The organism is Bacillus sp. TH13 (assembly GCF_016651175.1).
Taxonomy (GTDB): domain Bacteria; phylum Bacillota; class Bacilli; order Bacillales; family Bacillaceae_G; genus Bacillus_A; species Bacillus_A thuringiensis_S.
Window position 1 is genome coordinate 141,224 of record NZ_JAEKEJ010000025.1, and the last position, 26,828, is coordinate 168,051.

Genomic DNA, 26,828 nt, shown 5'->3' on the forward strand with positions numbered 1-26,828 from the left:
AAAGGATGATTATGTTGGGAGAACATCCTATAAGTAAAGAACTTCGTTATATACGAATATCCTTAGTTGTTTTAGTAATCGTTCTTTTATTTTTCAACAGTGAAAAAGTCGTTGAAATTTCTACAAATCATGATTCCATAGAAAATATTCCCACCAGTAATATGACACAAATTGCGGAAAATACATTCGCTATTCAAGAATATAATCCATCACTAAGTAGTGAACATACAATTAAGATTTTCAAATATAATCCAGATACAAATCAACTTACTCTAGTCAAAGAGTTTAGCGCTAACGATACTGAGTCCTACACGGACCAACTTAATAATACTGAATAAAGATAAGAGCACTACATAGCTCTTATCTTTTTATTAGCATTTCTTTAAACAATGAATTACAATTTAATAACTCTTTAGGATCGCCACATTCCATAATAACTCCATTCTTCATTACAACAACTCGATCTGCTCTCATTGCCCTCTTCACATCATGCGTAGTCACAACTCTCGTTACATCTCTTCCTAGCCCTTCAATCATATTCCAAATCAATTCTTGATTGTCCGGATCTAACCCTGCAGTCGGTTCATCTAAAATAATAAGATTTGGGTTTGAAACAATCACTCGTAATAGTGCGAGACGTTTTCTTTCTCCTCCCGAAAACTCTTCACCGCTTTTATGTAGTACAGTTTGAATCCCTTCTGCTAATCCTCTAATAAGCCGCTTCACATTTACAAGTTCCATGTTTTTTTCTAACTGATTTCCTAAACCCTCTCCCCCGAAATACATATTCTCATTTACCGTCGTTCGGAAAAAACGTGGTTCTTGCCACACTGTAGTCATACGAGCTTCATTCCCATAATAAGCAATGCTACCATTAGATGGTTTATACAAACTCGTTATTAACTTTAAAAGCGTTGTTTTTCCTGCACCGCTTTCTCCCACAATAATAACGAGTTCACCAGGACGAATGTGCAAATCAATATTATGAATTCTAAATTTCTCTCCATCATTCTCCTGAAATGAAACATTTGCTATCCTCATCCCCATTGCTCTTTCTACATTACTATCTGCCGCTCGTTTATCTAAAAAACAAAAAACTCTATTTGCCGAAGCGACTGCTACTTGTGTCATCATTAACAAATCACCCACATAACGGACAGGGAAAAATAGCATCTCAATTGTCGCTAACACTGCCACAAGTGAACCAACTTCTATTTCTCCCCTCATTATTTTTTGCGCGCCTACAATGAGAACAACAATATATGCTCCTGTTTCAATCACTGTTCCAACTACTCCAATGCTATGTTGCATCATCGTCTTCTTTACTTCCGATTTATAAGATTGTGCCGTTACTCCTTTAAATAAGCGAATGGCCCATTTTTCTTTTTGTAAACTACGTAGATCTTGTATACCCTTTACAAACTGTGACACCATCTCTACAACACTCGATTGATTGTTTTGAGCAATGCTTGCAATATCCCTTACCTTTTCTCCCATCAGTATTGGAACAATTGCACTTAAAAATAAAAACGGAGTTACCCACAATATAAACTGTATATCTATATGTTGTAGTGCTATGAAAGCTCCAATAAATTGGGCAATAGCGTGTATATACTCTATTAATATAGAGCCATATAATCTGACCAAGTTCGGAATATCAGATACGACCCAAGTTTCTAACTCCCCTTGCTTGATCTTCTCACTCTCTTCAAACGGTAATGAGAAATAGTGACGCAATAATTCTATATGTTTCGTTTGTAATATATGTTGACTCGCTTTTGAACTTATATAATCAAATAGAAGATTGTTCGTCCACATTAAAAAGCGACTACCCGCAAACAAAGCTGTATATAAATAGGCACTTTTTAACTCCCTTTGAATAAGATTGTCTACAATTACCCCCATGAAGATTGGACGCGACAAGTTTAAAATAGCAGCTATAATTCCACTACAAATGGCTGCTATAACTAATATTTTCTCCTGTCGTAATGGTAACAATATTCTTTTATATTCTTTTATATTCTTTCATGATGTTCCCTCCATTTTTATAGTAAAAAGAAAGGGATGAAACCATATGGTTTCATCCCTTTCCATAAAATAAGGAAGCTAACTATTGTTAGCTTCCTTATTTTTCATTTCAATTATTTAGTTCGACACTTTTGACTCTTCAATTTTCTCACGAAGAACCATTTGCAGAATACCACCGTGACGGTAGTAATCAATTTCAACTTCACTATCGAAACGAGCTACTACTTCAAATTGTTTTTCGTTGCCATCTAAATCAGTTGCAACTACTTTTACAAGATCGCGTGGTCTAACTGATTTGTCGATTTGAATTTCAAATGACTCGTTACCAACAAGACCTAATGTTTCAGCACTTTCGCCCTCTTTAAATTGAAGTGGTAATACACCCATTAATACTAAGTTACTGCGGTGAATACGTTCGAAGCTTTCTGCGATTACTGCTTTAATACCTAATAAGTTAGTACCTTTCGCAGCCCAGTCACGAGAACTTCCCATACCGTAATCTTTACCAGCAACAACTAGAAGACCTGTTCCATCTTCTTTATATTTCATAGCAGCATCATAGATAGATGTTACTTCACCAGTTGGCCAATATGTTGTATATCCGCCTTCTGTTCCTGGTGCGATTTGGTTTTTAATACGGATGTTTGCAAATGTACCACGCATCATAACTTCATGGTTACCACGACGAGAACCGTAAGAGTTAAAGTCAACTGGTTGTACGCCGTTTTCTAATAAGTAGCGTCCAGCTGGTGTGTGCTTACCAATTGAACCTGCTGGTGAAATATGGTCTGTTGTTACAGAATCACCAAATTTACCAACTATGCGTAAACCTGATAACGTTTCAACTTCACCTGGCTCTTTAGATAAACCTTCAAAGAATGGTGGGTTTTGAATGTATGTTGAATCATTATCCCAAGTATATAAAGCTTCGTTTGAAGTTTGGATTTCATTCCAACGCTCATTGCTGTTAAATACTTGTGCATATTCTTTCTTGAACAGTTCAGATGTAACAACGCTTTGAACTACATCTTCAATTTCTTTAGCTGATGGCCAAATATCATTGAAGTAAACAGCATTGCCATTTGTATCTTTACCGATTTCATCATTTTTCAGGTCAATATCAACAGTACCTGCAAGTGCATATGCCACAACAAGTGGTGGTGATGCTAAGTAGTTTGCTTTTACAAGAGGATGAATACGACCTTCAAAGTTACGGTTACCAGATAAAACAGATGTTACTAGTAAGTCGTTTGCTGCGATTGATTCTTCTAATTCTGGCGCTAATGGACCAGAGTTACCGATACAAGTCGTACAGCCGTAACCAACTGTTTGGAAACCTAATTGATCTAAATATGTTGTTAAACCGGATTTATCTAAGTACTCAGTAACAACTTTAGATCCTGGTGCTAATGATGTTTTTACGTACTCAGGTACTACAAGTCCTTTTTCAATTGCTTTCTTCGCAACTAGACCTGCCCCGATTAATACGTATGGGTTTGATGTATTTGTACAGCTTGTAATTGCAGCGATTGCAATTGCACCTGTTTTCATCGTTACTTCTTTATCTTCTAATGTAACCTTCACTTCTTTATCGAACTCTTGCTCATTAAATCCAAGTCCTTGTGTTCCAACTGGTGCTAAAACAGCTTTGTGGAACGCATCTTTCATATCTGAAAGTGGAATTAAATCTTGTGGGCGTTTCGGTCCAGAAAGGTTAGATTCGATTGTATTTAAATCAATTTCAACAAGATCAGTGTAGATTGGATCTTTACTGTCTGCTGTATAGAATAAACCGTTCGCTTTACAGTATTCTTCAACAATACGAATTTGCTCTTCATCTCTACCTGTTAAACGTAAGTATTCTAATGAAATATCATCGATTGGGAAGAATCCACAAGTTGCGCCGTATTCTGGTGCCATATTTGAAATTGTTGCACGGTCAGCTAAAGGCATGCTCTTTAGTCCATTACCAAAGAACTCAACAAATTTACCAACTACACCTTTTTGACGTAATACTTGTGTTACTTTTAATGCAACGTCTGTTGCTGTAGTACCACTTGGAAGTGTGCCAGTTAATTTCACACCGATTACTTCAGGTACTGGGAAGTATGAAGGCTGTCCAAGCATTCCTGCTTCTGCTTCAATACCACCAACGCCCCATCCAAGAACGCCGATACCGTTAATCATTGTTGTATGTGAGTCTGTTCCAACTAATGAATCTGGGTATGCAACTAAGTCACCTTCAGCATTTTTCACAGCATGAACAACTGGTGCTAAATATTCAAGGTTTACTTGGTGTACAATGCCTGTAGCTGGTGGAACTGCACGGTAGTTATCAAATGATTTTTGTGCCCAGCTTAAAAATTTATAACGTTCTTCATTACGTTTAAACTCTAAGTCCATGTTGAATGCAAGCGCGTCTGCCGTACCCGCTCTATCAACCTGTACAGAGTGGTCAATTACAAGGTCTACAGTAATTTCAGGATTAATTTTGTCAGGATCCCCACCCATGTCTGCCATTGCTTTACGAAGCGAAGCCAAATCAACAACAGCTGGAACACCAGTGAAATCTTGTAAAATTACACGAGATGGTTTAAATGGAACATCGATATCTTGCACATCTTTCGTTCCCCATTTCGCTAAATTTGTAACATGCTCTTCTGTGATTACACGTCCGTCTACTTGACGAAGTACTGATTCAAGTAAAACTTTCACGGAATATGGTAATTGAGATACGTTGCCAACCCCTGCATTTTCAAGCGCTTTCAAATCATAATAATGATACGTTTTTCCATCTACTTCAAAAGTTGCACGTGATTGAAATGGATTATGTTTGACCATTATGTTTCCCCCCTGTTAAACGTGACTAAGTTGTCTGAATATAAAATGTAGACAAACTTTTCAATACCTTACGATAATATCTTATTACAACTTTCTAAATAAGTAAATAATAAGAAACTTATAGATTATCATAAGTTTTCTTTATGTTTCTAAATTTGAATAGCTTTCATGCTCCTTATGAATACTATTATCATAAAGTAAAGTGCTCTATCAGCGGTTTACTTACAGTTCATACATACTATGAACTGCTCATCATTCAACATACAAAAAATGTTATAGAGGTGAAGTAAAATGGGTAAAAGAAAAGCAAATCATACTATTTCAGGAATGAATGCTGCATCTGCACAAGGACAAGGAACTGGTTACAATGAAGAATTTGCAAACGAGCCTTTAACTCCAGCAGAGCGACAAAATAACAAGAAACGTAAAAAGAACCAGTAAAGAAAAATCCCAAAAGGTCTATTTCCTTTTGGGATTTTTTCTAATGTTTATAACGTAATAATTCCGAAACCGTTACAAATCGATAGCCCTGCTTTTTCAACTCAGGTAAAATTTTTGCTAGCGCTGCTACCGTTTGACTACGATCATTTCCTCCATCATGTAACAATACAATATCGCCACTTTTAGCATTTTTCACTACATGATTTACAATGGATTCAACCCCTGGATTTGCCCAATCACGTGGATCTTGATGCCATGACCATAGAACAGTTTGATAACCAGCTTCTTTCGCTGTTTTAAATACAGCATCGTTAATATATCCACCAGGAGGACGGAATAGCAAAGGTTCTTTCACCCATTTTTCAAAAAATTTCTTTCCATCTAAAATATCATTTTCTAATTTTTCATCTGACGAATTACTCGCATACAAATGATTCATCGTATGATTTCCAATTTCATGTCCCTCTTTTAACACTTGCTTCACTAAATATGGATTGCGCTGAACTCGAAATCCAATCATAAAAAATGTCGCTTCAGCCTTATATTGACGTAATAAATCTAAAACTTGTGGTGTATACGTTGGATCTGGCCCATCATCAAATGTAATTGCAATAATTTTTTCATTATTAGGTACTTCCCATGTTACATAACCAGTTGGTTCTAACTCTTTTCTGAGCAACATTTTCGCTTCCACTTTTTCCACTTGAAATATATGTACTGCACATAGCAAAGAAAAAACTAATAGAAAAATTTTCTGTTTTAGCATAACGTTCACTAAAGCAGCAAGGTTGTCGAATAGACAACAACCTCATTTACTTTTCTAATTGATCTACATTTCGCATTATATTTTGGAGATTATTTTCATATTGCTCAAGTTGTGGACGTTGTGTTTCTGAAGCTACCTCTAGTGCATTTTGAATTTGTTCATATGCTTCCTGAACCTCTTGGCGTAACTCTTTTAAATCATGACCGTAGTTAGGGTCATTTTTCACAATATTATTAAATGCATTTTCTGCTTGTGTAACTCCTTGCTGTGCCGCTTGAAAGGCTTGTTGCTTATCTTTATGATATGGCATTATATAATCCCCTTTCTATAATAGTTAGTCCCCTTTATCTTTACCTTTTTTTCTAAAAACATTCTCGTATAAAATCGTCAACTTCTCTCATTCTAAAAAGAAAGAGGAGGTGTCACATACAATGAGCAAAAATAATCGTGAATCTAAAGAAAAAAAAGGACAACCTGAGCCATTAAGCGGATCTCATAAAGTAAAAAACCGTAACCATTCACGCCAAAAAAAACATGCACATCATGATATGTAATAAAAAATATTCACATACCGTGCACATTCAACATAAAATGTTTGTATTTCATCATTTATTCTTCACCTCTGTTTCATTCATGCATAACATGATATGAATTGATATTTTACGGAGGGTGTCTTACATGGGCAAGAAAAAGAAGAATTGTCTTTTTCATGTTGATGGTTTCGAAGAATGGATGGATCAATTTTGTTCCGATTCTTATAGTAACTTTAGCTTTCCAAATCAAATTCACATCGACCTTTGCGAAACCGAAGAAGAATATATTTTGGAAACAGATGTACAAAATGTCACTGAACAAAATGTACTCATTAAAAAGTTAGAGACAGGCCTAGCTATATGCATACTTCATAAAAACATTTCCTTAAAACGAACAATCCCTTTACCTACTACTATCATTTATAAAAAGATGCTAGCCTGCTTAGAAAACGGATTTTTAGCCATTCATATTTCCAAAAATGAAGTTGCTGATAAGCATGAAAAGAAAGTTCTTTTTTCAAATTAAGAGTTAATATAATACAAACTAAGCCCCAGTGGTTACTGGGGCTTATGTTATTTCGCATGCATTTCTATATTAGAATTTCTATCATATCTTTTTTTCGATAAACCTTTTGTAACTAAAAGCACAGGAAATGCCACAGTTGAAAATATAGCTAGTGCTGAAAATACTACAAACCCATTTTGGTAGCCGTAGTAATCGAGAAGTACTCCTCCAAACCACGGACCTATTACTGCTCCAATTCCCGAAAAGCCCATCGCACCGAAGTATGTTCCTTTTAGATGCGCAATAGCAATATCATCAATAAATACATCGGTCATCGAAAACATTAAGACTTCTCCAATTGTAAAAATAATTGTACAAACGGCAGCACTTAGCATAGATTCTACTATTCCAAAGCCAAATAATCCTCCGCTCACAAATAAAGTCCCCACCATAATTGATGTTAACGGAGTATACTTTTTGCACATTTGAATAACAGGGTATTGGATGATCACTACAACAATTGCATTTAAAGCGAGCATATATGAGAATAGCTTCACTCCATCCTCAAATATATGTGCATTTGCAAAATATTGAGATACTGTCGTCGTTAAATGTGAAAAACCGCAATTACTCAAAATAATACCGACTAAAGCAACTAAAAATACTATATCTTTTCGCAATATACGCATTGCATTTAGCATTGTAACAGGTTTTTCTGTACTCACTTTCTTTTTTTCCATTGGATACTTCTTAAATTGGAACGCTAATATAGCTGTATATAGAATATATACCCCAGCTGCTACTAAAAAAGGAATTGTTGATTTTGCACTTCCAATCTGTAATCCAACAATTGGTCCAATTGCAACTCCAACATTTATTGCACCGTATCGTAAGTTATAGACGAGTAACCGATACTCAGGCTTTGTTAAATCTGATAATAATGCTCTTGATGTTGGCTCAAAAAACGACCTACATAATCCATTTAAAGCGTTTAATAAAAAGAAACTTAAAACATGATCCGCAAGTGAAAAACCTATAAACACAAAAATCCAAACGATCATGGACCAGAGCATAATCGTTTTCCGGCCAAATCGATCTGATAAATTCCCTCCGATAAAACTAGCAAAAACACCAACAAGTGCACTCGTTCCTATAATAGCACCAGTCATTCCAGCTGACACACCTTTAACAGTCGTTAAATAAATCGCTAAAAAAGGGATACTCATTGAAGTTGCAAACCTAGCAAACAATGTCCCTAAAATAATACTCATTCCAAGCGGATGAATATGCTGTAACTTCCCCTTCATCGTTAAACCTACTCTCTCTATTTTCACAAAAAAAAGAAAGCAAAGGATCTGCTTTCTTTTCCTTTTTCTATACTTGAGCTGTTGATACCCGAGTTGTTCTCGTTATGTCCATATCAATTCCATATGTGAACTGTAATTCTTTACACACATCTTTAATTAAGATTGCGACATTATACTTTTCATTAAATTGTAAAACTATGTTTTCTACTTCTTCATATGTATACTTATATTCCCCTGTAATGACACTTTTTAGATCAAAGCATTCGTTAATACAAAGTTGTACAAGTAGCTGGTCATATTTCTCTATTACATCTTCTTTCTTCCAAAGTAACTCTTTTACATATAATCGATCAAACTTCACACTTTCTCGATTACAATCCGTTAAAATCCGGGTCATTTCGTTTAATTCTCGATATAATTCGGAAATATTTCTACTTAAACTAAGCAGTTTATCTACACCGTTTTCATATAACATATTTATTCCACCCCCGCATTTTCTTTCCCTTATTATAGCAAGAAAATTCTAAAAATAGTTTCTTTCTTCTGAAATATTAGGAAACTAATTTCAATTGCATTACAATGAAACTAGTTAATGCGAGAGGAGAAAGAAAATTGGAGCACAAATTATATTACACTGACGCTTATAAGCAAGACTTTACTACTAAAATTATAAAGCAAGATTATGATAAAGACGGTAACTTATACGTTGTTTTGAATGAAACAGCATTTTATCCGACAGGTGGCGGACAACCATATGATACTGGTACATTAAATGATATCAATGTAATCAATGTAGAAGAGATAAACGGAGAAATTCGTCACTACATTGCAGAACAATTACATACAGAAGACGTAGAAGGTAAAATCAATTTGGAGCGCCGTTTTGATCATATGCAACAACATGCAGCTCAGCACATTTTATCTGCTGCTTTTTGGGACCATTTTAACATGCCTACAATTGGATTCCATCTTGGTAAAGAAACAGTAACAATTGATTTAGAAACAGAAAATCTTCATGCAGAAATGGTTGAAAAAGCAATACAAATTGCAAACAAAATTGTTTTTGAAAACCATCCAATCCGCATCCAGTGGATGAACTTAGAAGAAGCGAAAACGTTGCCACTTCGTAAAGAACCGAATATGACAGAAAATATACGGGTTGTTATTATCGAAAACTTTGACTACAACGGCTGTGGTGGAACGCATCCGAAACGAACTGGTGAAGTTGGTCCTATTCAAGTACTAGGATGGGAGCGCAATAAAGGTGGTATACGCTTAACGTTTATCGCTGGTTGGCGTACACTTAAATTAATGGGACAACAGCAACAAATTATGAAAGATGTTTCTAAACAATTAAACAGTAGCGAAACTGATATTCCAGCAAAAGTGGCGCAACTGCTTACTTCTCAAAAAGAAAACGAAAAAGCAATACAAACAATGAATGAAAAATTATTATTTGCAGAGGCAAATGAACTACTTCTACAGCCTATAAAAATTCATGCTGACATACTTATTTCTAAAGTATTTACAAATCGTTCTATGCAAGAAATCGCAAAGCTTTCCGCTATTATTACAGAACAACAAGAGCATGCAATTACGTATTTCGTCATCGAAAATGATGACAAACTACAATGTATTCTCGCTTGCGGAAAATCAGTATCACTCGATATGAATGCTCTTTTAAAAGACGCTCTTCCTACAATCGAAGGAAAAGGTGGCGGAAATAAGAAGAGTGCTCGCGGTGGCGGGAAAGCAATTATGAGCGGAGATGAATTTTTAAATCAGCTTGTTTCTTCTTTACAGTCGGCGGTGTAAAGCATTTTTAGTAAGGATAGCTAACAGCTATCCTTACTCTATACTTACAAACCAATATTTTGTTTCAATCCTTGGTAACTCCCTGCACTTGAAAAACCTTCACTTATAAGAGTTATAAAAGTTTCCGAAAAACCATAATGACTTAAATCTTTAATCGGCACCATTTGCACATCATGAATTGGATTATGATCAAATTCATTAGAGGGTAACATAATTTCTCCTGTAAGCTTTTCAAGTAGAAATGTAATATGTAATAAAGATGGACTGGCATCCGGTTTATCACAAACATAGAGTAGCTTCTTAATTTTAACTTCTAATCCCGTTTCTTCTCTCATTTCTCTAATCATCGCCTCTTCTAACATTTCACCATTCTCCACTCTTCCTCCAGGTAAAGACCAATTCCTATTAGCAACTTTTTGCTTTACTAGCAATAATTTTTCACCTTCAATTAAAATTCCCGTAACACGAACTTGCATTACATTTTCCATATGTAATCTCCTCTTCCCATTATATTTACAAATTAACCCTTCCATAAAAAGAACATACGTTTTATAATTGAAGAAAATTATGGAAGAAAGTAGTTGTTACATTCATGCGTCCACCTTTAACAAAGTCTATATCACTTGAAGATTTCCAAAACTATTATTGGTTAAAAGCAGAACTCCAAACATTTTGTCGTGAGAATGGGTTGCCAGCTAGCGGCTCTAAGATTGAAATAACCGATTGTATCTCACATTATTTAACTACGGGGAAAGTCTTAAAAAACAGCTCTGTTCAAAAGGTTACTAAAGATTCCCTATCGTATAAAGACCTTTCTCTTCAAACGATTATTACTAACAATCACCGCTGTAGCGAAGATGTTCGTGCTTTTTTCAAAGAAAAAATCGGAACAAACTTCCGCTTTACAGTAGCTCTTCAAAAATTTTTCAAAGAGAATGTTGGAAAAACATATGAAGACGCGGTAGCTTTTTGGCATGAAGAAAACGAACGAAAAAAAGACCCTACATACAAAACAACTATCGGTGCACAATTTGAATACAATCGCTTTACTCATGACTTTTTCGAAGATCCAAATAATAAAGGGAAAGCAAAAGCTGATGCGATTGCTGCTTGGAACGAAATGAAAGCGAAGCCTGGTAGCAACATTTATGTTCCTCAAAAAGTAGAAAACTAGTTACCTCGCTAGTCTTCTACTTTCTCAAATAATAGCGCAATCCCTATCCCGCCTCCAATTCCTAATGTAGCAATTCCATATTTCATAGACTCTCTTTGTGCCTGATAAAACAAACGTGTTACAAGCATAGCCCCAGATGCACCGTACGGATGACCGAGCGCAATTGCCCCACCATTTACATTTACTTTTTCATACGGAATTTGTAACTCTTTTGCGCAAGCAACAACTTTTGAGGCGAATGCTTCATTTATTTCAAAATAATCAATGTCCTCTACTTTTACATTCATTTCGTTTAATAATTTGTTCACCGCAAATATCGGACCAGTCCCTGGAAGTTTGGGATCCACTCCCACTACAGCACTACGAACGAAACGAAGGACAGGTTTATAACCTAATTTCCGAGCTTGTCCCTCTTCCATTACAAGAACAGCACATGCCCCATCATTTACACCACATGAATTACCTGCCGTTACTGTACCATTTTTTAAAAATGCGGGCTTTGTTCTTTTAATGATTCGTTCATAATTCATTTCTGGCTTTATAGATTCATCTAATAATCCATTAAAAGAAAATATTTCATCATGTATATATCCTTTTTCTAACGCTTGCAGTGTCCGCTTATAACTAAGACAAGCGTACTCGTCTTGCATTTCTCTCGTTATGTTATAACGCCCCGCAACATATTCAGCCGCTACTCCCATGTCAGGATCACCAATTATTTCAGGTGAAAATCGTGCTCTTTTTTGAAAAGGTGACGTACTTGTACTCTCTACTCCCCCGGCGATATAGCACTTACCTGCCCCGCCTTGAATGAGATGACACGCAGTTCGAATTGCTTCTAAACCAGCACCACATTGCCGATCAATCGTTACACCAGGAATATGATAGCCAAGTCCCGCCTCTAAAGCAGATAGTCTCGCAACATTCCCTCCTGGCCCAACAACATTACCTAATATGACATCATCTATTTCCCTCTCAATCCCTTTACTTAAAAACGTAAGAAGCGGCGTTGCTAATTGCTGAACTTCATACTCTTTTAATATCCCATTCTTCTTACCGATAGGTGTTCTTTTCGCCTCTACAATAACTGCCTTATTCATATGTTTTCTCCCGGTTTTCAATCATACTTTTTGCTTCCATACGAGCGATTTTCCCACTATTTGTATAAGGTATTCCATCTACAAAATGCCATTCTTTCGGTATTTTAAACGAGGATAATCGTTGTAAGCAAAAACTCTTTAATTGTTGTTTCGTAGCACTTCCTTTTACGATCGCGACGGGCTTTTCACCCCAGTAACTATCTTTCACACCAATTACAACTATTTCATCAACAGCTGGGTGTTCATGTAATACACTTTCTATTTCTTCTGGATAAATATTGATTCCTCCAAATAAAATCATATTCTTCTCTCTACCAACAATATATATAAAGCCTTCTTCATCTTCATAGCCTACATCTCGCACTGTCATCCAGCCATCTGCATTCAACTCCCGTGTTAAAATCCCATCTATTATGTATCCCATAAAAAACTGATCACTTTTCACATAAACAGTTCCTATTTCACCTTTTTGTACTTCTTCGCCTACTTCATTACATATTCGAACTTGCACATTATGACAAGGTTTTCCTACTGAATTTGGCCTTCTTTCGCTTTCTGCATCGACTAGTGCTGTTACAAAACTTAACTCTGATGCACCATAAAATTCATATCTTTTCGCATAAGGAAATATATTCTTTATTTTTTCTTTCGCTTCAGCTTCCCATTTCGCTCCTGATGAAATAATTTTCATTTTATTTTCTATTAATCTATTTTCTTTATATAAAGATTCAAGCATTGTCGGAACTATATACATAACTGATATATTTTCAGTTTCTAACTTATCTAATACTTGATTCGGAATGAACTTTCTCATAATGTGCACCGTTTGCCCTACATATAATGCACTTATTGCCCCGTATAAGAAAAGAGAATGAACGAGCGTCCCAGCTATTAAAATCGAATCCTCCATTTTCATATGAAAGTCATGTACATTACAATCAAAACTATGAACCCACGATTGCTGTGCACGTAAAAATGCTTTTGCTTTTCCAGTTGATCCTGATGTAAATCCCATATAAAAGGGAGCATTTTGTAAACTTTCTACAGTGGAATGTGTAGGAAGATATTTCTCTATCATTCTTTTCCACTCATCAATTTCAATTACTCTTCCTTCTTCATGCAATAAATCATTTACCTTATATCGTTCTGTCACAATCATATCCGGATTACTGATTTCAATTCTTTCTCTGAGCTCATCTTGTTTCCACTTTATATCTAACGGAACACAAACCCACCCGGCCATAGCGGCACCAGAAAATAGTTGTAAAAACTCTATACGATTTTCTAATAGGATTGCTATCGTTTTATTCTTCGATTTTTTTTCATTTAACCAGCTTGCTACTTTACAAACTGATTCGAACCACTCTTTATATGTTAAAACTCTATCATTTTCCTTTATCGCTATTTTATTTGGTTGTAAAGAAGCATGCTTTTTGTATTCTTTTGTAACACTCATATGAGACGTCCTTTCTTTACAAAAATAATAAAAAGAAACACGCAATGTACGTGTTTCTTCCCTTTATCATCCCACATTTGTATATTTTCCATTCTTTAAAGCGGGCGTAATAATATGTTTCAATGAACGATGTAATTTTGTTACGAGAACTGCCGCAATAATTGCTTTTATACAATCCCCTGGTAAAAACACAGCACTCACTTTCATTGTCTCCCATACAGAAACATCCATTAAGAATGCTTGTACAGTAATACCAAATACATAAACTACGAAAATACCACCAATTATATTAATACATAATACTTTTATAATAGAAACTTCACGTAAACGCTCAATTAAATAACCAATAACAAACGCCCCAATGATGTAACCAAGTAAATATCCTGCACTTGGTCCAAGAAATACACCAAGGCCACCGCGTCCACCAGCAAGTAATGGTGCTCCAACTCCTACAATAAGTAAGAAAATAAGCTGACTTAACGCACCAAGACGTGATCCTAACAATCCACCAGCAAGCATAACACCAAGTGATTGTAATGTAATTGGAACTGGTGTAATAGCAAGAGCAATTGGAGGTATTAACCCTAACACTCCCATAATAGAACTAAATAAAGCGACGAAAACTAAGTTTTTTGTATTCATATTTGCTTCTCCTATTTGTAAACTTAAAAAACTTTTCGGGTAACATATTATAGGAGTTATATTATCTTTCTATTTAGTCTTTGTCAACTTATTTTAAATATAGGTTTACAAATATTTTTTCAATTATTTCTCTTTATGCAAATGCTCAAGTTCTTTCCGAAGCGCCTGTTTTAAAAACTTCCCAACAGATGTTTTCGGTATTTCTTCCATAAATACAATATCGTCTGGTAACCACCACTTCGCAAACTGTGGTTTTAAAAACTCATATATTTCTTCTTTTGTTACTGTACTATTTTTCTTTTGAACGACGCAGGCAATTGGTCGCTCTTGCCACTGCGGATGAGGAACCGCAACGACAGCTGCTTCAAATATAGCATCATGTGCCATTAATGCATTTTCAAGATCAACTGAAGAAATCCACTCACCTCCGCTTTTAATAACATCTTTCGTACGGTCAACAATTTTCACGCAGCCTTCCTCATCAACTGTAACAACATCACCAGTATATAACCAACCGTCTCGGAATCCTTCGACAGTACGATCATCGTTATAATAGCTTTCAGCGATCCAAGGTGCTCGTAAACATAACTCTCCCATCTCAGTACCATCCCACTTCACTTCACCGTTTGTACCGACTACTTTCATCTCGACACCAGGGACAAGATATCCTTGTTTTGAGCGGATTTCTAATTGCTCTTCATATGATAATTCTGTTTCATAACTTTTTAAACGTGCAAGTGTTACGAGTGGGCTTGTTTCAGTCATACCATATGCATGTACGAAAGGAACATTATATTTTTGTTCAAATGCTTTAATAACGCTTTTCGGTGCAGCAGCACCACCGCATAATATTCTCGTTATACTAGATAAATCGTAACTATTATTTTCTAATTCTTGTAATACACCGAGCCAAATTGTCGGCACACCTGCTGCTATCGTTACTTTTTCAGCTTGAATCATCTCTAATAAAATTTTTGGAGTAAACATTGGTCCTGGCAGAACTTGTTTAGTTCCAAACCAAGTAGCTGCAAAAGGAAGCCCCCAAGCGTTCACATGGAACATCGGTACAATTGCCATCGCCGCATCACTTTCCGATAAAGCAGCTGTATCCGCTAAGCCGAGTGCCATACAGTGTAATACAGTACTACGATGCGTATATACAACACCTTTTGGGTTTCCTGTAGTCGCTGACGTATAACACATACCAGCAGGTGTATTTTCATCAATATCTTTTACAAATTGGAAAGTTGGATCGCCTTCTTCTAATAGCTTTTCATAATGATATACAGGTTCTAGCGTAGTATTGGGAAGTTCATCTTTATCAGTCATAATAATGTAGGCTTGTACAGTTGATAATTGTGATTGAATATTTTCAACGAGTGGTACGAGATCTTCATCAATAAGTAGAATGCGATCTTCTGCATGTTGAATAATGTATGAAATATGTTGAGGAGATAAACGAATATTAATTGTGTGTAAAACGGAAGCAATACCAGGAATAGCAAAATATGCTTCCACATGTCGATGATGATTCCACGCTAACGTTCCTATACGCTCGCCTTCTTTAACTCCTAATTTTTTTAACGAACTAGAAAGCCTTCTCGTCCTTTCACCTAACTGCTTATACGTTAATGTCGTAACTGTATCATGTGTCCGTGAAACAATTTCTTTCTTTGAAAACAGTTTTTCTGCTCTTTCCATCATAGAACTAATTGTTAGCGGTACATTCATCATCATATGGTTTTATCCCCCTTTAAAGCGTTTTCATTTTTTCGTTTATTATAACAGACTTCTGTAAATAATTACGACATTTTTCTGTATTTTCTGAATTATTTCTTTGGAAATAATTCAGAAAATACTATGAGAAAATATACTAAAATTCCTTCTTACGATATATAAATACCGAAATAAAAAAAGAAAAGGTATATATGATAACGCCAAATATTATATATAGAATTGAAACGTATACAGATTCATTTAAATTTGATATAGGAAATTGTTCTATTAGATACCCAATTACACTTTGTAATCCAAAATAAATAACAAGCCCCCCGCATGCGCCTCCAATTGTAATAGCATCAGATTTTTCTGCTCCAAAAACATAGAGAAGTGGATAGGCTATTGCTCCGGCATTAAGAATGATGAAAGTCCCTAAAGAAACACTCTTAAATATACCATCATCAATTGGTGTGCCTGAAACTAAACCATATACATAAAATATGCCATATGATAATAAAGTGCCAATAATTACAACTAAAAAATAGAAAAAGTAGTGGCTTTCCACAATATTACTTCTAGTAACTGGTAAAGTAAGTACATACTTTTCATAACCTGACTTACTCTCATATTTAATAACTTCAAGTGCAGGAATTGCAGCAAATAAGATAATGAACGTAGCGATTAAACGGTACATTGAAGCATCACCAAAATAAAAAACGAATCCGGCTCCCAATATCGCTATTCCCATGAACATAAAGAAAGTTCGATACACTAGGTAATAGTTTGTCAATAATAAACCTCTCATTTATTTTTCACTCCTCGTTAATAAGACACTCATTTCTTCTATTGAGATGGTTCTATGAGCAATACCACTTGGTAATTTATGTACATCTGATACGAGTACATTGAAATAAGAACCATGGCTCCTTCTGGCTACAACTATATCTTTGTTAATTAAAGCTAGTTGTTCCTCATCAACATCTACAATGGAGTAACTTTTCAAAACTTTATCCTTTTCCTCGTTCAATAAAATCTCTCCATCTTTCACAATGATAAGATGGCTGGCTATTTTTTCTACATCACTCATAATATGAGAAGAAAGTAATATACCACCATTACTTTTGCTCACAAAACTTTTTAATTCCTCTAACACGCCCTCCCTAGATGAAGGATCAAGCCCCCCGGTCGCTTCATCTAGGATTAATAATTCGGCATTATGAGACAGCGCAACAGCTATAGTTAGTTTCATTGACATCCCACGCGAGAATTTACCTACTTTCTCATTAGTAGGTAAAGAGAAAGTATTAACTAATCTATAAAAATTATCTTGGTCCCAAGATTCAAACATCTTTTCAAAAACCTTATGTAGTTGCTTTATTGTAAGATGAGCCGGTAGATTCATAGCATCAAATACGACTCCTATCTTTTCCTTAATCTTAATATCTTTATTTATATTTTCTTCACCGAATATTTTTACTGTACCGCTATCTTTAGAAATTAATTCTAGTACTGTTTTAAAGGTTGTTGATTTCCCTGCTCCATTATCACCAATGAACCCAACGATTGACCCAGACGGTACATTGAAGGAAACATCTCTTAAAACAACTTTGTTTCCAAATGATTTACTTAAATTTTCAATTTCTAAAAGATTTGACATTATTACACTCCTATCTTAACTTTTAATAAAAATATGTTTTCTCCTATTACAAATTATCCACTTTTTCTCTCATTTTCTTTTTCAGTTTAAAAATAAGACGATTACTATATTCTTTATTTTCTACTAAAATTCGATACGCCTCTAATACTCCTAACACACGAACAAAAAGATAAACTCCGATAGCAATAAGTACAACACAATAAGGGTGATACTGTACTAATTCTCCTGAAGTGATATGCTTTTTCTCAAATAAAAAAGGTAGCGCTCCTGCTGCTATAAAACAAAATCCAACGATTATTACTACAGCATACTTCTTCTTAATAGTCACATATCTTTTGGTCAATTCTTTTAGAAAGTTTTGATCAAATAGTAGTTCTTCCTTTTTCAATACATTGTATCGACTCTCTTCTATCGTTACAGGTGCCATCATTGCTCCAATCCCAAGCACCGCAATGATAATGACAAGAAACGTAGACATTGTTGCATTTTCTTTAAATAACAAGTACGGTATTGTAGATAAAATAAGCAAACTAAACCCTAACGCAATATATTTAGAAATTTTTTGCCCATACACTACATACCCTTCCGCCATTTCCTTACTTACATAATAACCATTTTCCTTTTCGTTACTTTGCTCAGCAGTTTCTTTTAATAAATAGTCAAGTGATACTTCAAATACATTTCCAATCATTATTAACTTTTCAGTTTCAGGAAAACCTTGACCGTTTTCCCATTTACTAACCGCTTGCCTTGTTGTGTTTAATTTCTCGGCTAATGCTTCTTGAGAAAGACCCTTTTCTTTTCTTAATTTAAAAAGCTTCTCACCAAATCCCATATGTGTGTCCCCCTTCGTTTTCTTAACTAAATTGTATGTAAACATTGCCCTTATCTCTATCTTCCTGCGGTTGCAATTTGTCAACTTACGGTTGCAATTGTGTTATATAGCGGTTTTCATATACGATTTAGCTATTTTTCTTCTATGATTATGTCGTTAATAAACCACCCTCTCTTAATAACCAATTATAACAATTAAAGGTAATTATTGTTATAAAAAAATCAAAAAACTCCTTTATTCATTTAAAGGAGTTTTAAATATGAAATATTCCAAGAGGAGCTGTTTTTTCTTCCTCCTATTGCCTCACAATTTCTTCTATATATTTTTATGTGTCATATAACGAACTATGTACAGTATATGTTTTCATCTCTTTACCTGAGGCATACTCATATATATGTAAAATATTACTCTTATTAACTACCCCAATAAAACCACTACTCAATAATCATAACGGCTTCTGCTTAAACTTTTCATAATGTCGTACTTTTAATAAAAGAATATTCCCGCAATCTGTACAAATATAAGCATCCACCGGTGAAGATGTGAACATCGTTTCCTTTTTCCGTATTTGTGCATATCCGACAAACTCACCTTCTCCTATGTTTTGAGAACCACAATTAGAGCATGTCTGCACGGCTTTTTGTTTCATGAGAGCACCACCTTTAATCTGTTTCCACTCCCTTCGACAGTTCACTTCCATTTCCCTTCCAAAAAACCTCTTATTCTCTCACATTTCAACAGGAATCTCAAAACAAAAATCGTATATGTACTATGAAATATATTTATTAACGGAGGAATTTTATGACTACTATTATGACACTCGATATAGCAACAGAAATTGAAAATGCAGAAATTGATATGCTCTCTTCTAGATTAGAAAGACTACAAACAATGAGCGGAAACCCAATGCAAGTGCAAATGAAAAAATTCGGTAGTGCCATTGCCTTTTCATCAAAAATAATTGCTGGTCCTGCTTTTAATACGGTAAAAGGTATTACAAATGCAGATGCGATTGATGCAATCATTTCTTATTATGAATCACTACAAATCCCTTGTCGTTTTGAAATTACCCCAGCACAAGGTACAACTGAATTATTTCAATACTTATCTCAAAAAGGGTTTTATCAATCTAGCTTCCATACCGCTTTATTTAATAAACCGAAAGAAGATTCATCCCTTCTTCCTTCTAACATTTCAGTACGCAAACTAAAAGAAAATGAATTTGATATTTTTGCAGACATATATGTACGTGGATTTAATATGCCATCCTTTACAAAAGATAGCGTGCGCCAAAATAATGAAATTCTTTACAATGAACCAGGATGGTATTTTTTCATAGCTGAAGTTCAAAATACTCCTGCAGGCATTGGTGTCCTGTACATAAATAATGGGATTGCTTCATTAGCTGCTTCTGCTACTTTGCCAGAATTTCAGCGTAAAGGCTGTCATACTGCATTAATTCAAAAACGAATAGAAAAAGCTATAGCGACAAACTGTCATTTAATAGTTGGACAAGCTCGTTTTGGTAGTGGCAGTCAAAATAACATGGAACGTGCCCATATGAAAATTGCTTATACAAAATCAATATGGACTGCAAAAGACATATTATAATTTACTTTCTTTCTCCTTCCGTTACATTTTTAAACATTTTATGACAATTCCTTTTCTATCCTATTAATCATTTGAATATTCAAACTAGATTTGTTACGCTATTACTAGATACATCATTCAACTTGCACTATGAAAAGAGAATTCTAATCAAACTACAAGGAGGAGAAATGTATGACTAAGCATGAACACGGTTTAAAAGAAAAAGTAGAAGGTGCCATTGATAAGGTAAAAGGTGAAGTAAAAGAAGTTGTTGGGAAAGTAACTGACAATAAGAAATTACAAGCTGAAGGAAAATGGGATAAGGTGAAAGGCACTGCTAAAGATACAGTTGGTAATGTGAAAGAAAAAGCACATGAATATAAGGAACATAAATAATAAAAAACACGTGAGATGAATTTTCATCTCACGTGTTTTTATTTTACTTTATATACATAATGAACCAAATAACATATGATATATTTTTATTTCTCTATACTCTTTGTAAGCGGTTCTTTAAAAGCATTTCTATTCCATACAACAAAAACAATAAGAGAAATAATAAAGAATACAACAAGACATATACCCAGATAATCAAAATTAACTACCTGTATGAGATTCCAAAACGGTCCCTGTAAATTATAGCTTTCAATAAGCAAAGATAATAGTTGATATCCCCCTATTAAAAAAGCCGTAATAACAGATATTGAGGTAATTAATACATTATATGAATTTCTTATTCGACTATTTTCCATTGCCCACTTATAATTCGTATTCATGAATGTACTATCTAATGTATCCATCAATGACATTCCTGCAGCAAACAAAATGGGGAAAGCAAATATACTTACAAGTGGAATAGATTGACTTGTTGCAGTTACTGTAGAAAGAGCAATTAATCCAATTTCACTCGCTGTATCAAAACCAAGTCCAAATAAAAAACCAATCATATACAATTGCTTCTGACTATCAATAAACGTAAATAAGCGCTGTGTGAAACGGTATATAAACCCTAAATTTTCTGGCTGTTTGTCCTCGTGGCTTCGCAACACTTTAATAAGGTACAACAGATTGGTAAGACCGATAATGATAAGGAATGTACTAGAAACGATTGTACCCATAATACCGCCTATAGTTGAAAAGCTCTCCATTCCATGTTTTGCTGTTTTTCCAATTAAAGCAATTAATACAATCATCACAAATACTACCGTAGAGTGTCCTAATGAGAAGTAAAATCCCACCCCCTGTGAGTTTTTACCTTTTTCAATTAATTTCCGAACAGTATTATCAATTGCGACAATATGATCACTATCAAACGCATGACGCAATCCTAAAGAATATGCAATAATAGCCATTCCGATTATGCTATTACCGTTATACAGTGCCGGTAATAATAAGAAAATTCCAAGCACATGAAGAAATATAATAATAACAAAAAAGTTAGTTGCCTTTTTCAGTTCACTTTTCCACATAGTTACTAACCCTTTCTACTTTAAATTGAATACTCTTGAAAAAGAAAAGTGCCATAATAAAAACTACAATCGTTATAATAGTCGCTAAAATAATTACAAAATTATTTAACACGCCGGTATGATTTGTAAGTGTTAACAGAGCTGGTACTGTTGCAGTAATCCAAGATTCAACGAAGCAAACAATACCTACATAAATATGAATCTTCTTTTTCAATCCATCTTGTAGGAAAAATAAAAACCAAAGGAATGCCCAAAAGAACCAAATTATTGTACTTTGCAGACTACCACTCTCATGTAATTGATTCACAATTCCCATAACCGTTGCAATGATAGCAACCCAAAGAGAATAGTAACCTACACCTGAAGAATCAAGTTTTAATATATTCGTAAGACCAACATATAAATAAGTAAAACCAAATAAAAAAATCGTTCCATTAGATAGGATAGTCCACTCATCGGATTGACTTCCTGTAAATAATAAATATAATGGTGTCAAAGTTTGTAATGCCCCTACAAATAAATTGAAGCACCCTACACTTTTGCTATCAATGAGTTTAAAAGCTGCTAGTGAATTCATAAATAGAACTGCACCGACAAACAATAATCCCACATTAGTCATAGTATCCCCTTCTCCTACTTAATATTTTCGATAGGATGTTAATTCTTCATGTAGACAATTCTCTCTAACAAAACGATGACACTGAAAAAATATAGACTCCATATCTTCTGTATTATGACTAAGTATGCGTATGACAAAGCCTTTACATGGTGTAGAAGATATTCCAATTTTCATATTGTTAGTGTTAGAAAGCGATGTTTTCAATGCTGCAATTAAATCATTTGTAATGTTCTCATTAATAACTATAAAAGTACCATAATGGGAATATTGATTTAATATTCCCATTTGATCTAACGACTCTTTGAAAGGGTTTAGCAATAGATGATCGTATACTACAAGTTTATTTTCCATATATATTTTTGTTAATGAATCAAAATATTGGTATGTGAACTTCTCCATATTTGGCGACCAACCAGGCGTAACTGAATCACATAGAATCAATGTAGAATTATTTTGCATATATATATTTGTTTTTTGCTTATATGCTGCATCCTTGTACATAATTAACGGGTCTGGTAAATACTCCATAACAGCATTCTCACCAATATAAACATTTAATTTTTGCAAAGCATAACTATTTGGAGTCTTGTAAACTTTCGTTGCTGACTGGCTTGTTATATATGTTTTCGCATCTTTACGAACATTTATATTTATAGAATAGAAATCTCCTTTTAAATAGCCTCCACCAGAATTCATAATATAGTAATATGCTCTACCATACTCATCCAAATATATTGGCTGCGTTACTTTTAAGGCATCTTTATGATAAACCTTAATAGGTACGGTTTTATGTCTCTTTTCCATCACATCAATGTTTAAAACACCTGTAGGGGATTTCATTTTTTCAGTCCTTCTAACATAATGTTTTGTCTCATCCAATTTATTAATTCTTGTAAGCCTTCCTCATCCTTTAAATTTGTAAAAAAGTATGGTTTATTATGTCGGTAATTTTTCGTATCCTGCTCCATAACTCCAAGATCAGCTCCTACATAAGGTGCCAAATCCGTTTTATTAATTACAAATACATCAGATTTGATCATCCCTTGTCCACCTTTACGCGGAATCTTTTCTCCCTGTGCCACATCAATAATATAAATTGAAAAATCCACTAGCTCCGGACTAAATGTGGCAGCTAAATTATCCCCCCACTTTCAATAAAAATAACATCTAAATTATTATGTCTAATCATGAGTTCTTCAATTGCTTCAAAATTCATAGAAGCGTCCTCTCGAATTGCTGTATGCGGGCACCCTCCTGTCTCTACACCAATAATTCTATCTTCTGGTAAAACACCTGTTTTCAATAAAATCTTTGCATCTTCTTTCGTATAAATATCGTTTGTAATTGCTGCAATTTCATAATCTGTATTTAGATGTTTTGTTAACTTTTCAACTAACATGGTTTTCCCAGCACCTACCGGACCACCGATACCAATTTTAATAGGCTTTATCATTTTATTCTTCCTCCCTATGACATGAAGACCCTTACATTTACATCTTCATGTTGCATTTGATTTATTTCGAATTCAGGATCATTCAATCCAAAATCCTCTAATGAAAGTATTTGAATTCTATCAATAGATTCGCAGATCAATTCATGGCATTCTTGTAATAGTTTTTGACCATCTGTTTGTCCAAGAGGAATGGCTCTCACACCGTTTTGAATTATACTTCCAACACTTGAGTATAAGAAAACTAAGAGCGTTTCTTCTATTGTCATTTTCAATTCCGCCCCTAATATTCCGTATACGATACTCGGATGACCTTGTAATTTATTACCCATAATATTTTCTTTATATATATTTAAATTTACAAACGAGAACAATTCAGACAATAATTTAGAAGTACTTTTACTAATCATTCTATTTGCTTTTCTACATTCAAAAGGCAATGTTTGTGCTGTTATTAAATCATCTAAAAATGTAATTTGTTCTCCCTCATTATTCTGAATGGCTTCGTAAGTATATTTGCAAATTAAGCCGTCCGTGTATGTTAATTGGACTTTTACATATCGATTAACCCATTTGAAAAATTCGGCTTTATTTGTAACTTGTCCCTCTTGAATAAACGTTTCTAATCCAAAAGAGTGACTAAAACTTCCTGTTGGGAAGTTCGAATCACTAATTTGGAGTAGGTTAAGTAGGTTAAATATGTTTGTGCGAAGCATGCTTGAACGGTTTTGGTAATACTCTATTTTCTTTTTGATAAGGAACACCTTCCTTTTTAAGTAAATCTTCTACTAAGTAGTCGTTCGCTAAAATCATGCACCCTTCATCGAATTGTGCTGGTAAATGTCTATTCCCTAAGTTATGAGCAATAATTCCCATTTCTTTTATTGATGTTGGAGTAATTACAATTACCTCTTCTGGTAATACTTCAATATATACAATTCGATTTTCATCTTCATATAAAATATCACCATTCTTTAATGTTTCTCCACTATCTAAAGACACCCCAATTTCAAAACCAGATTCTGAATACAATTTCTGAACTCTCTTCAGTAAAAGATCACTAGAAATCAATATTTTATCAAGATGTTTTTTTGTATTTGAAAAATCATTCATATTGCATACGTTGTTATTAATTTTTTCAATAATCATTTTATCTCCCCCGTTATATCAAAATAAAAAATATCTTTGAGCCATAGGCAATACATCTACTGCTTCACACGTGATTACTTGTCCATCAACTTTAACTTCATATGTCTGTGGATCTACTTCAATTTCTGGTGTTGCATTATTCAGCTTCATATCTTGCTTAGAAATCTCTCTCGTATTTTTAACAGGTAATACAACTTTATCTAAACCTAATTTTTCTTTAATATTATTCTCATAGGCTACTTTCGATACAAATGTAATCGAACTTGACTGTACTGCTTTTCCATATGCACCAAACATCTTTTTTTCATAATATGGTTGTGGGGTAGGAATCGAAGCATTCTCGTCTCCCATTAATGCCATCACTACCATCCCGTTTTTCAAAACCATATCTGGCTTAACACCGAAAAATTGTGGATCCCATATTACAAGGTCTGCATACTTTCCTACTTCAATAGAGCCAACATATTCTGAAATCCCGTGTGTAATAGCTGGATTAATTGTATACTTCGCTATATAGCGTTGAATTCTATTATTATCGTTATATTCTTTATCTCCCTCTAAACTACCAATCTGCTTTTTCATTTTATCGGCGGTTTGCCAATTGCGAATAATGACCTCCCCAACCCTTCCCATCGCCTGTGAGTCAGAGCTAATCATGCTGAAAACCCCTAGATCTTGCAAAATATCCTCTGCCGCAATTGTTTCTTTTCGAATTCTTGAATCTGCAAACATTACATCTTCCGGAATATTCGCTTTCAAATGATGACATACCATGAGCATATCTAAATGTTCATCCAGCGTATTCACTGTATATGGCAAGGTCGGGTTCGTTGATGATGGTAAAATATTATTCAGCGCAGCAATCTTTATAATATCTGGTGCATGCCCACCTCCAGCTCCTTCAGTGTGGTACGTATGAATAACACGATTATCAATAGCTTTTATCGTTTCTTCCACAAACCCACATTCGTTTAACGTATCCGTATGAATAGCGACTTGAATATCATATTTATCAGCAATCTGTAACGAGTGATTAATTGCTGACGAAGTTGCTCCCCAATCTTCATGGATTTTCAATCCGATAGCCCCTGCAAATATTTGTTCTTCCAGGGCAGGTAAACTTGAACTATTTCCTTTCCCTAAAAATCCAAGATTTATAGGAAAAGCTTCTGCTGCTTCTAGCATTTTTCTTAAATTCCAAGATCCAGGTGTTATTGTAGTTGCCTTAGTCCCTTCTGCCGGTCCTGTTCCCCCACCAATTAAAGTTGTTATGCCTGAAGCCAATGCCGTATCAATTTGTTGTGGTGATATGAAATGCACATGTGTATCAATACCTCCAGCTGTAACGATTTTCCGCTCACCAGAAATTACTTCCGTTGATGTTCCAATGATGATATCAATATTATCCATAACTGAAGGATTACCACTCTTACCAATTGCTGAAATCTTTCCGTCTTTTATACCAATATCCGCTTTATATACTCCTGTATAATCAATAATAATCGCATTCGTAATAACAACATCCACAACCCCCTGTTCTCTTGTAAGTTGTGAATTTTGTCCCATACCATCCCTAATTGATTTTCCTCCACCAAAGACAGCTTCATCACCATATACAGTAGAATTTCGATCAATGTGTGCAAATAATTGTGTATCCGCTAAACGAATAGAATCTCCTGTAGTTGGACCATATAAATCAGCATATTGTCTACGTGACATCTTAAAACTCATG

The 26,828-nt window shown here is 34.6% G+C and carries 29 protein-coding genes and 1 pseudogene; 8 read left to right on the forward strand and 22 right to left on the reverse strand.

The window, feature by feature from the left end; all coding sequences use genetic code 11:
- The first annotated feature begins 5 nt into the window (after window positions 1-5).
- The gene (locus JFU02_RS08925) at window positions 6-338 is read left to right on the forward strand and encodes a YmzC family protein (protein WP_080546860.1); all 333 of its coding nucleotides are present in this window, start codon (window positions 6-8) and stop codon (window positions 336-338) included.
- Window positions 339-360: 22 nt separating this feature from the next.
- Here the strand turns inward: JFU02_RS08925 and JFU02_RS08930 are convergent, their stop codons facing one another.
- Together JFU02_RS08930 and acnA are read right to left on the reverse strand one after the other, a co-directional pair.
- Window positions 361-2,019, reverse strand: a complete 1,659-nt coding sequence (locus tag JFU02_RS08930) for an ABC transporter ATP-binding protein (protein WP_000666384.1) — start codon at window positions 2,017-2,019, stop codon at window positions 361-363.
- Window positions 2,020-2,145: 126 nt separating this feature from the next.
- Entirely contained in the window at window positions 2,146-4,869 is a 2,724-nt protein-coding gene (gene acnA / locus JFU02_RS08935) for an aconitate hydratase AcnA (RefSeq protein ID WP_000238554.1), read from the reverse strand.
- Window positions 4,870-5,160: 291 nt separating this feature from the next.
- Between acnA and sspO the strand changes: the two genes are divergently transcribed.
- The gene (gene sspO / locus JFU02_RS08940; RefSeq protein WP_000518057.1) at window positions 5,161-5,310 is read left to right on the forward strand and encodes an acid-soluble spore protein SspO; all 150 of its coding nucleotides are present in this window, start codon (window positions 5,161-5,163) and stop codon (window positions 5,308-5,310) included.
- Between the two features lie 40 nt (window positions 5,311-5,350).
- On the opposite strand, the gene pdaB is transcribed toward sspO, so the two are convergent.
- Together pdaB and JFU02_RS08950 are read right to left on the reverse strand one after the other, a co-directional pair.
- Complete coding sequence (pdaB, locus tag JFU02_RS08945; RefSeq protein WP_061665781.1) at window positions 5,351-6,076, reverse strand: polysaccharide deacetylase family sporulation protein PdaB; 726 nt, start codon at window positions 6,074-6,076, stop codon at window positions 5,351-5,353.
- A 46-nt stretch (window positions 6,077-6,122) separates the two neighbouring features.
- Window positions 6,123-6,386 (reverse strand): hypothetical protein, encoded by a 264-nt coding sequence (locus JFU02_RS08950; protein WP_001146295.1) that lies wholly within the window; start codon window positions 6,384-6,386, stop codon window positions 6,123-6,125.
- A 121-nt stretch (window positions 6,387-6,507) separates the two neighbouring features.
- Here JFU02_RS08950 and JFU02_RS08955 point away from each other — a divergent pair, with 121 nt between their 5' ends.
- Window positions 6,508-6,630 carry a small acid-soluble spore protein P gene (locus tag JFU02_RS08955; RefSeq protein ID WP_000042142.1) on the forward strand — a complete coding sequence of 41 codons (123 nt, stop codon included), beginning with the start codon at window positions 6,508-6,510 and terminating at the stop codon, window positions 6,628-6,630.
- A 124-nt stretch (window positions 6,631-6,754) separates the two neighbouring features.
- On the forward strand, window positions 6,755-7,135 hold the full coding sequence (locus tag JFU02_RS08960) for an Hsp20/alpha crystallin family protein (RefSeq protein ID WP_000516757.1): 381 nt from the start codon (window positions 6,755-6,757) through the stop codon (window positions 7,133-7,135).
- A 47-nt stretch (window positions 7,136-7,182) separates the two neighbouring features.
- Here the strand turns inward: JFU02_RS08960 and JFU02_RS08965 are convergent, their stop codons facing one another.
- Both JFU02_RS08965 and JFU02_RS08970 read right to left on the reverse strand, forming a co-directional pair.
- Window positions 7,183-8,421, reverse strand: a complete 1,239-nt coding sequence (locus tag JFU02_RS08965) for an MDR family MFS transporter (RefSeq protein WP_086407547.1) — start codon at window positions 8,419-8,421, stop codon at window positions 7,183-7,185.
- A 67-nt stretch (window positions 8,422-8,488) separates the two neighbouring features.
- The gene (locus tag JFU02_RS08970) at window positions 8,489-8,896 is read right to left on the reverse strand and encodes a hypothetical protein (protein WP_000965149.1); all 408 of its coding nucleotides are present in this window, start codon (window positions 8,894-8,896) and stop codon (window positions 8,489-8,491) included.
- A gap of 137 nt (window positions 8,897-9,033) precedes the next feature.
- On the opposite strand from JFU02_RS08970, the gene JFU02_RS08975 reads away from it, so the two are divergent.
- Window positions 9,034-10,236: an alanyl-tRNA editing protein gene (locus JFU02_RS08975; RefSeq protein WP_201070795.1), complete on the forward strand. Its 1,203-nt coding sequence runs from the start codon at window positions 9,034-9,036 to the stop codon at window positions 10,234-10,236.
- A 44-nt stretch (window positions 10,237-10,280) separates the two neighbouring features.
- Here JFU02_RS08975 and JFU02_RS08980 read toward each other — a convergent pair whose 3' ends face one another.
- Complete coding sequence (locus JFU02_RS08980; protein WP_086407549.1) at window positions 10,281-10,724, reverse strand: NUDIX hydrolase; 444 nt, start codon at window positions 10,722-10,724, stop codon at window positions 10,281-10,283.
- A gap of 104 nt (window positions 10,725-10,828) precedes the next feature.
- Here JFU02_RS08980 and JFU02_RS08985 point away from each other — a divergent pair, with 104 nt between their 5' ends.
- Entirely contained in the window at window positions 10,829-11,410 is a 582-nt protein-coding gene (locus tag JFU02_RS08985; RefSeq protein ID WP_061665785.1) for a DUF6434 domain-containing protein, read from the forward strand.
- Between the two features lie 8 nt (window positions 11,411-11,418).
- Here the strand turns inward: JFU02_RS08985 and JFU02_RS08990 are convergent, their stop codons facing one another.
- The 8 genes from JFU02_RS08990 to JFU02_RS09025 all read right to left on the reverse strand — a co-directional run bounded on the left by JFU02_RS08990 (window position 11,419) and on the right by JFU02_RS09025 (window position 19,468).
- On the reverse strand, window positions 11,419-12,510 hold the full coding sequence (locus JFU02_RS08990) for an acetyl-CoA C-acyltransferase (RefSeq protein WP_086407550.1): 1,092 nt from the start codon (window positions 12,508-12,510) through the stop codon (window positions 11,419-11,421).
- Window positions 12,503-13,966, reverse strand: coding sequence for an acyl-CoA synthetase (locus JFU02_RS08995; RefSeq protein WP_086407551.1), 1,464 nt, complete (start codon window positions 13,964-13,966; stop codon window positions 12,503-12,505). Before JFU02_RS08995 ends, JFU02_RS08990 begins: the two co-directional genes overlap by 8 nt.
- A gap of 66 nt (window positions 13,967-14,032) precedes the next feature.
- Window positions 14,033-14,608 (reverse strand): biotin transporter BioY, encoded by a 576-nt coding sequence (locus JFU02_RS09000; protein WP_086407552.1) that lies wholly within the window; start codon window positions 14,606-14,608, stop codon window positions 14,033-14,035.
- A gap of 123 nt (window positions 14,609-14,731) precedes the next feature.
- The gene (locus JFU02_RS09005; RefSeq protein ID WP_061665787.1) at window positions 14,732-16,345 is read right to left on the reverse strand and encodes a long-chain fatty acid--CoA ligase; all 1,614 of its coding nucleotides are present in this window, start codon (window positions 16,343-16,345) and stop codon (window positions 14,732-14,734) included.
- A gap of 136 nt (window positions 16,346-16,481) precedes the next feature.
- Window positions 16,482-17,132, reverse strand: coding sequence for an ABC-2 transporter permease (locus tag JFU02_RS09010; RefSeq protein WP_001214694.1), 651 nt, complete (start codon window positions 17,130-17,132; stop codon window positions 16,482-16,484).
- Complete coding sequence (locus JFU02_RS09015; RefSeq protein WP_061665789.1) at window positions 17,133-17,984, reverse strand: ABC transporter ATP-binding protein; 852 nt, start codon at window positions 17,982-17,984, stop codon at window positions 17,133-17,135. It abuts the gene before it with no gap.
- A gap of 46 nt (window positions 17,985-18,030) precedes the next feature.
- Complete coding sequence (locus JFU02_RS09020) at window positions 18,031-18,819, reverse strand: helix-turn-helix domain-containing protein (RefSeq protein WP_000505610.1); 789 nt, start codon at window positions 18,817-18,819, stop codon at window positions 18,031-18,033.
- Between the two features lie 445 nt (window positions 18,820-19,264).
- The gene (locus JFU02_RS09025) at window positions 19,265-19,468 is read right to left on the reverse strand and encodes a hypothetical protein (protein WP_000810192.1); all 204 of its coding nucleotides are present in this window, start codon (window positions 19,466-19,468) and stop codon (window positions 19,265-19,267) included.
- Window positions 19,469-19,620: 152 nt separating this feature from the next.
- On the opposite strand from JFU02_RS09025, the gene JFU02_RS09030 reads away from it, so the two are divergent.
- Window positions 19,621-20,430 carry a GNAT family N-acetyltransferase gene (locus JFU02_RS09030; RefSeq protein ID WP_097821039.1) on the forward strand — a complete coding sequence of 270 codons (810 nt, stop codon included), beginning with the start codon at window positions 19,621-19,623 and terminating at the stop codon, window positions 20,428-20,430.
- Window positions 20,431-20,601: 171 nt separating this feature from the next.
- Entirely contained in the window at window positions 20,602-20,805 is a 204-nt protein-coding gene (locus JFU02_RS09035) for a CsbD family protein (RefSeq protein WP_000160424.1), read from the forward strand.
- A gap of 86 nt (window positions 20,806-20,891) precedes the next feature.
- Here the strand turns inward: JFU02_RS09035 and JFU02_RS09040 are convergent, their stop codons facing one another.
- The 7 genes and pseudogenes from JFU02_RS09040 to ureC all read right to left on the reverse strand — a co-directional run bounded on the left by JFU02_RS09040 (window position 20,892) and on the right by ureC (window position 26,827).
- Window positions 20,892-21,878 carry a HoxN/HupN/NixA family nickel/cobalt transporter gene (locus JFU02_RS09040; RefSeq protein WP_097960578.1) on the reverse strand — a complete coding sequence of 329 codons (987 nt, stop codon included), beginning with the start codon at window positions 21,876-21,878 and terminating at the stop codon, window positions 20,892-20,894.
- Window positions 21,865-22,497: an AmiS/UreI family transporter gene (locus tag JFU02_RS09045; RefSeq protein ID WP_000185991.1), complete on the reverse strand. Its 633-nt coding sequence runs from the start codon at window positions 22,495-22,497 to the stop codon at window positions 21,865-21,867. The genes JFU02_RS09040 and JFU02_RS09045 overlap by 14 nt, the downstream gene beginning before the upstream one ends.
- An 18-nt stretch (window positions 22,498-22,515) precedes the next feature.
- Window positions 22,516-23,337: an urease accessory protein UreD gene (locus JFU02_RS09050; RefSeq protein WP_000841918.1), complete on the reverse strand. Its 822-nt coding sequence runs from the start codon at window positions 23,335-23,337 to the stop codon at window positions 22,516-22,518.
- Window positions 23,334-23,950, reverse strand: a pseudogene (ureG, locus tag JFU02_RS09055) (urease accessory protein UreG). The gene JFU02_RS09050 and the pseudogene ureG overlap by 4 nt, the downstream one beginning before the upstream one ends.
- 14 nt (window positions 23,951-23,964) lie before the next feature.
- Window positions 23,965-24,663 carry an urease accessory protein UreF gene (locus JFU02_RS09060; protein WP_000946572.1) on the reverse strand — a complete coding sequence of 233 codons (699 nt, stop codon included), beginning with the start codon at window positions 24,661-24,663 and terminating at the stop codon, window positions 23,965-23,967.
- Window positions 24,641-25,096, reverse strand: a complete 456-nt coding sequence (locus JFU02_RS09065) for an urease accessory protein UreE (RefSeq protein ID WP_000582804.1) — start codon at window positions 25,094-25,096, stop codon at window positions 24,641-24,643. The genes JFU02_RS09060 and JFU02_RS09065 overlap by 23 nt, the downstream gene beginning before the upstream one ends.
- Before the next feature lie 18 nt (window positions 25,097-25,114).
- Window positions 25,115-26,827 carry an urease subunit alpha gene (ureC, locus tag JFU02_RS09070; protein WP_000008666.1) on the reverse strand — a complete coding sequence of 571 codons (1,713 nt, stop codon included), beginning with the start codon at window positions 26,825-26,827 and terminating at the stop codon, window positions 25,115-25,117.
- Between the last annotated feature and the right edge of the window lies 1 nt (window position 26,828).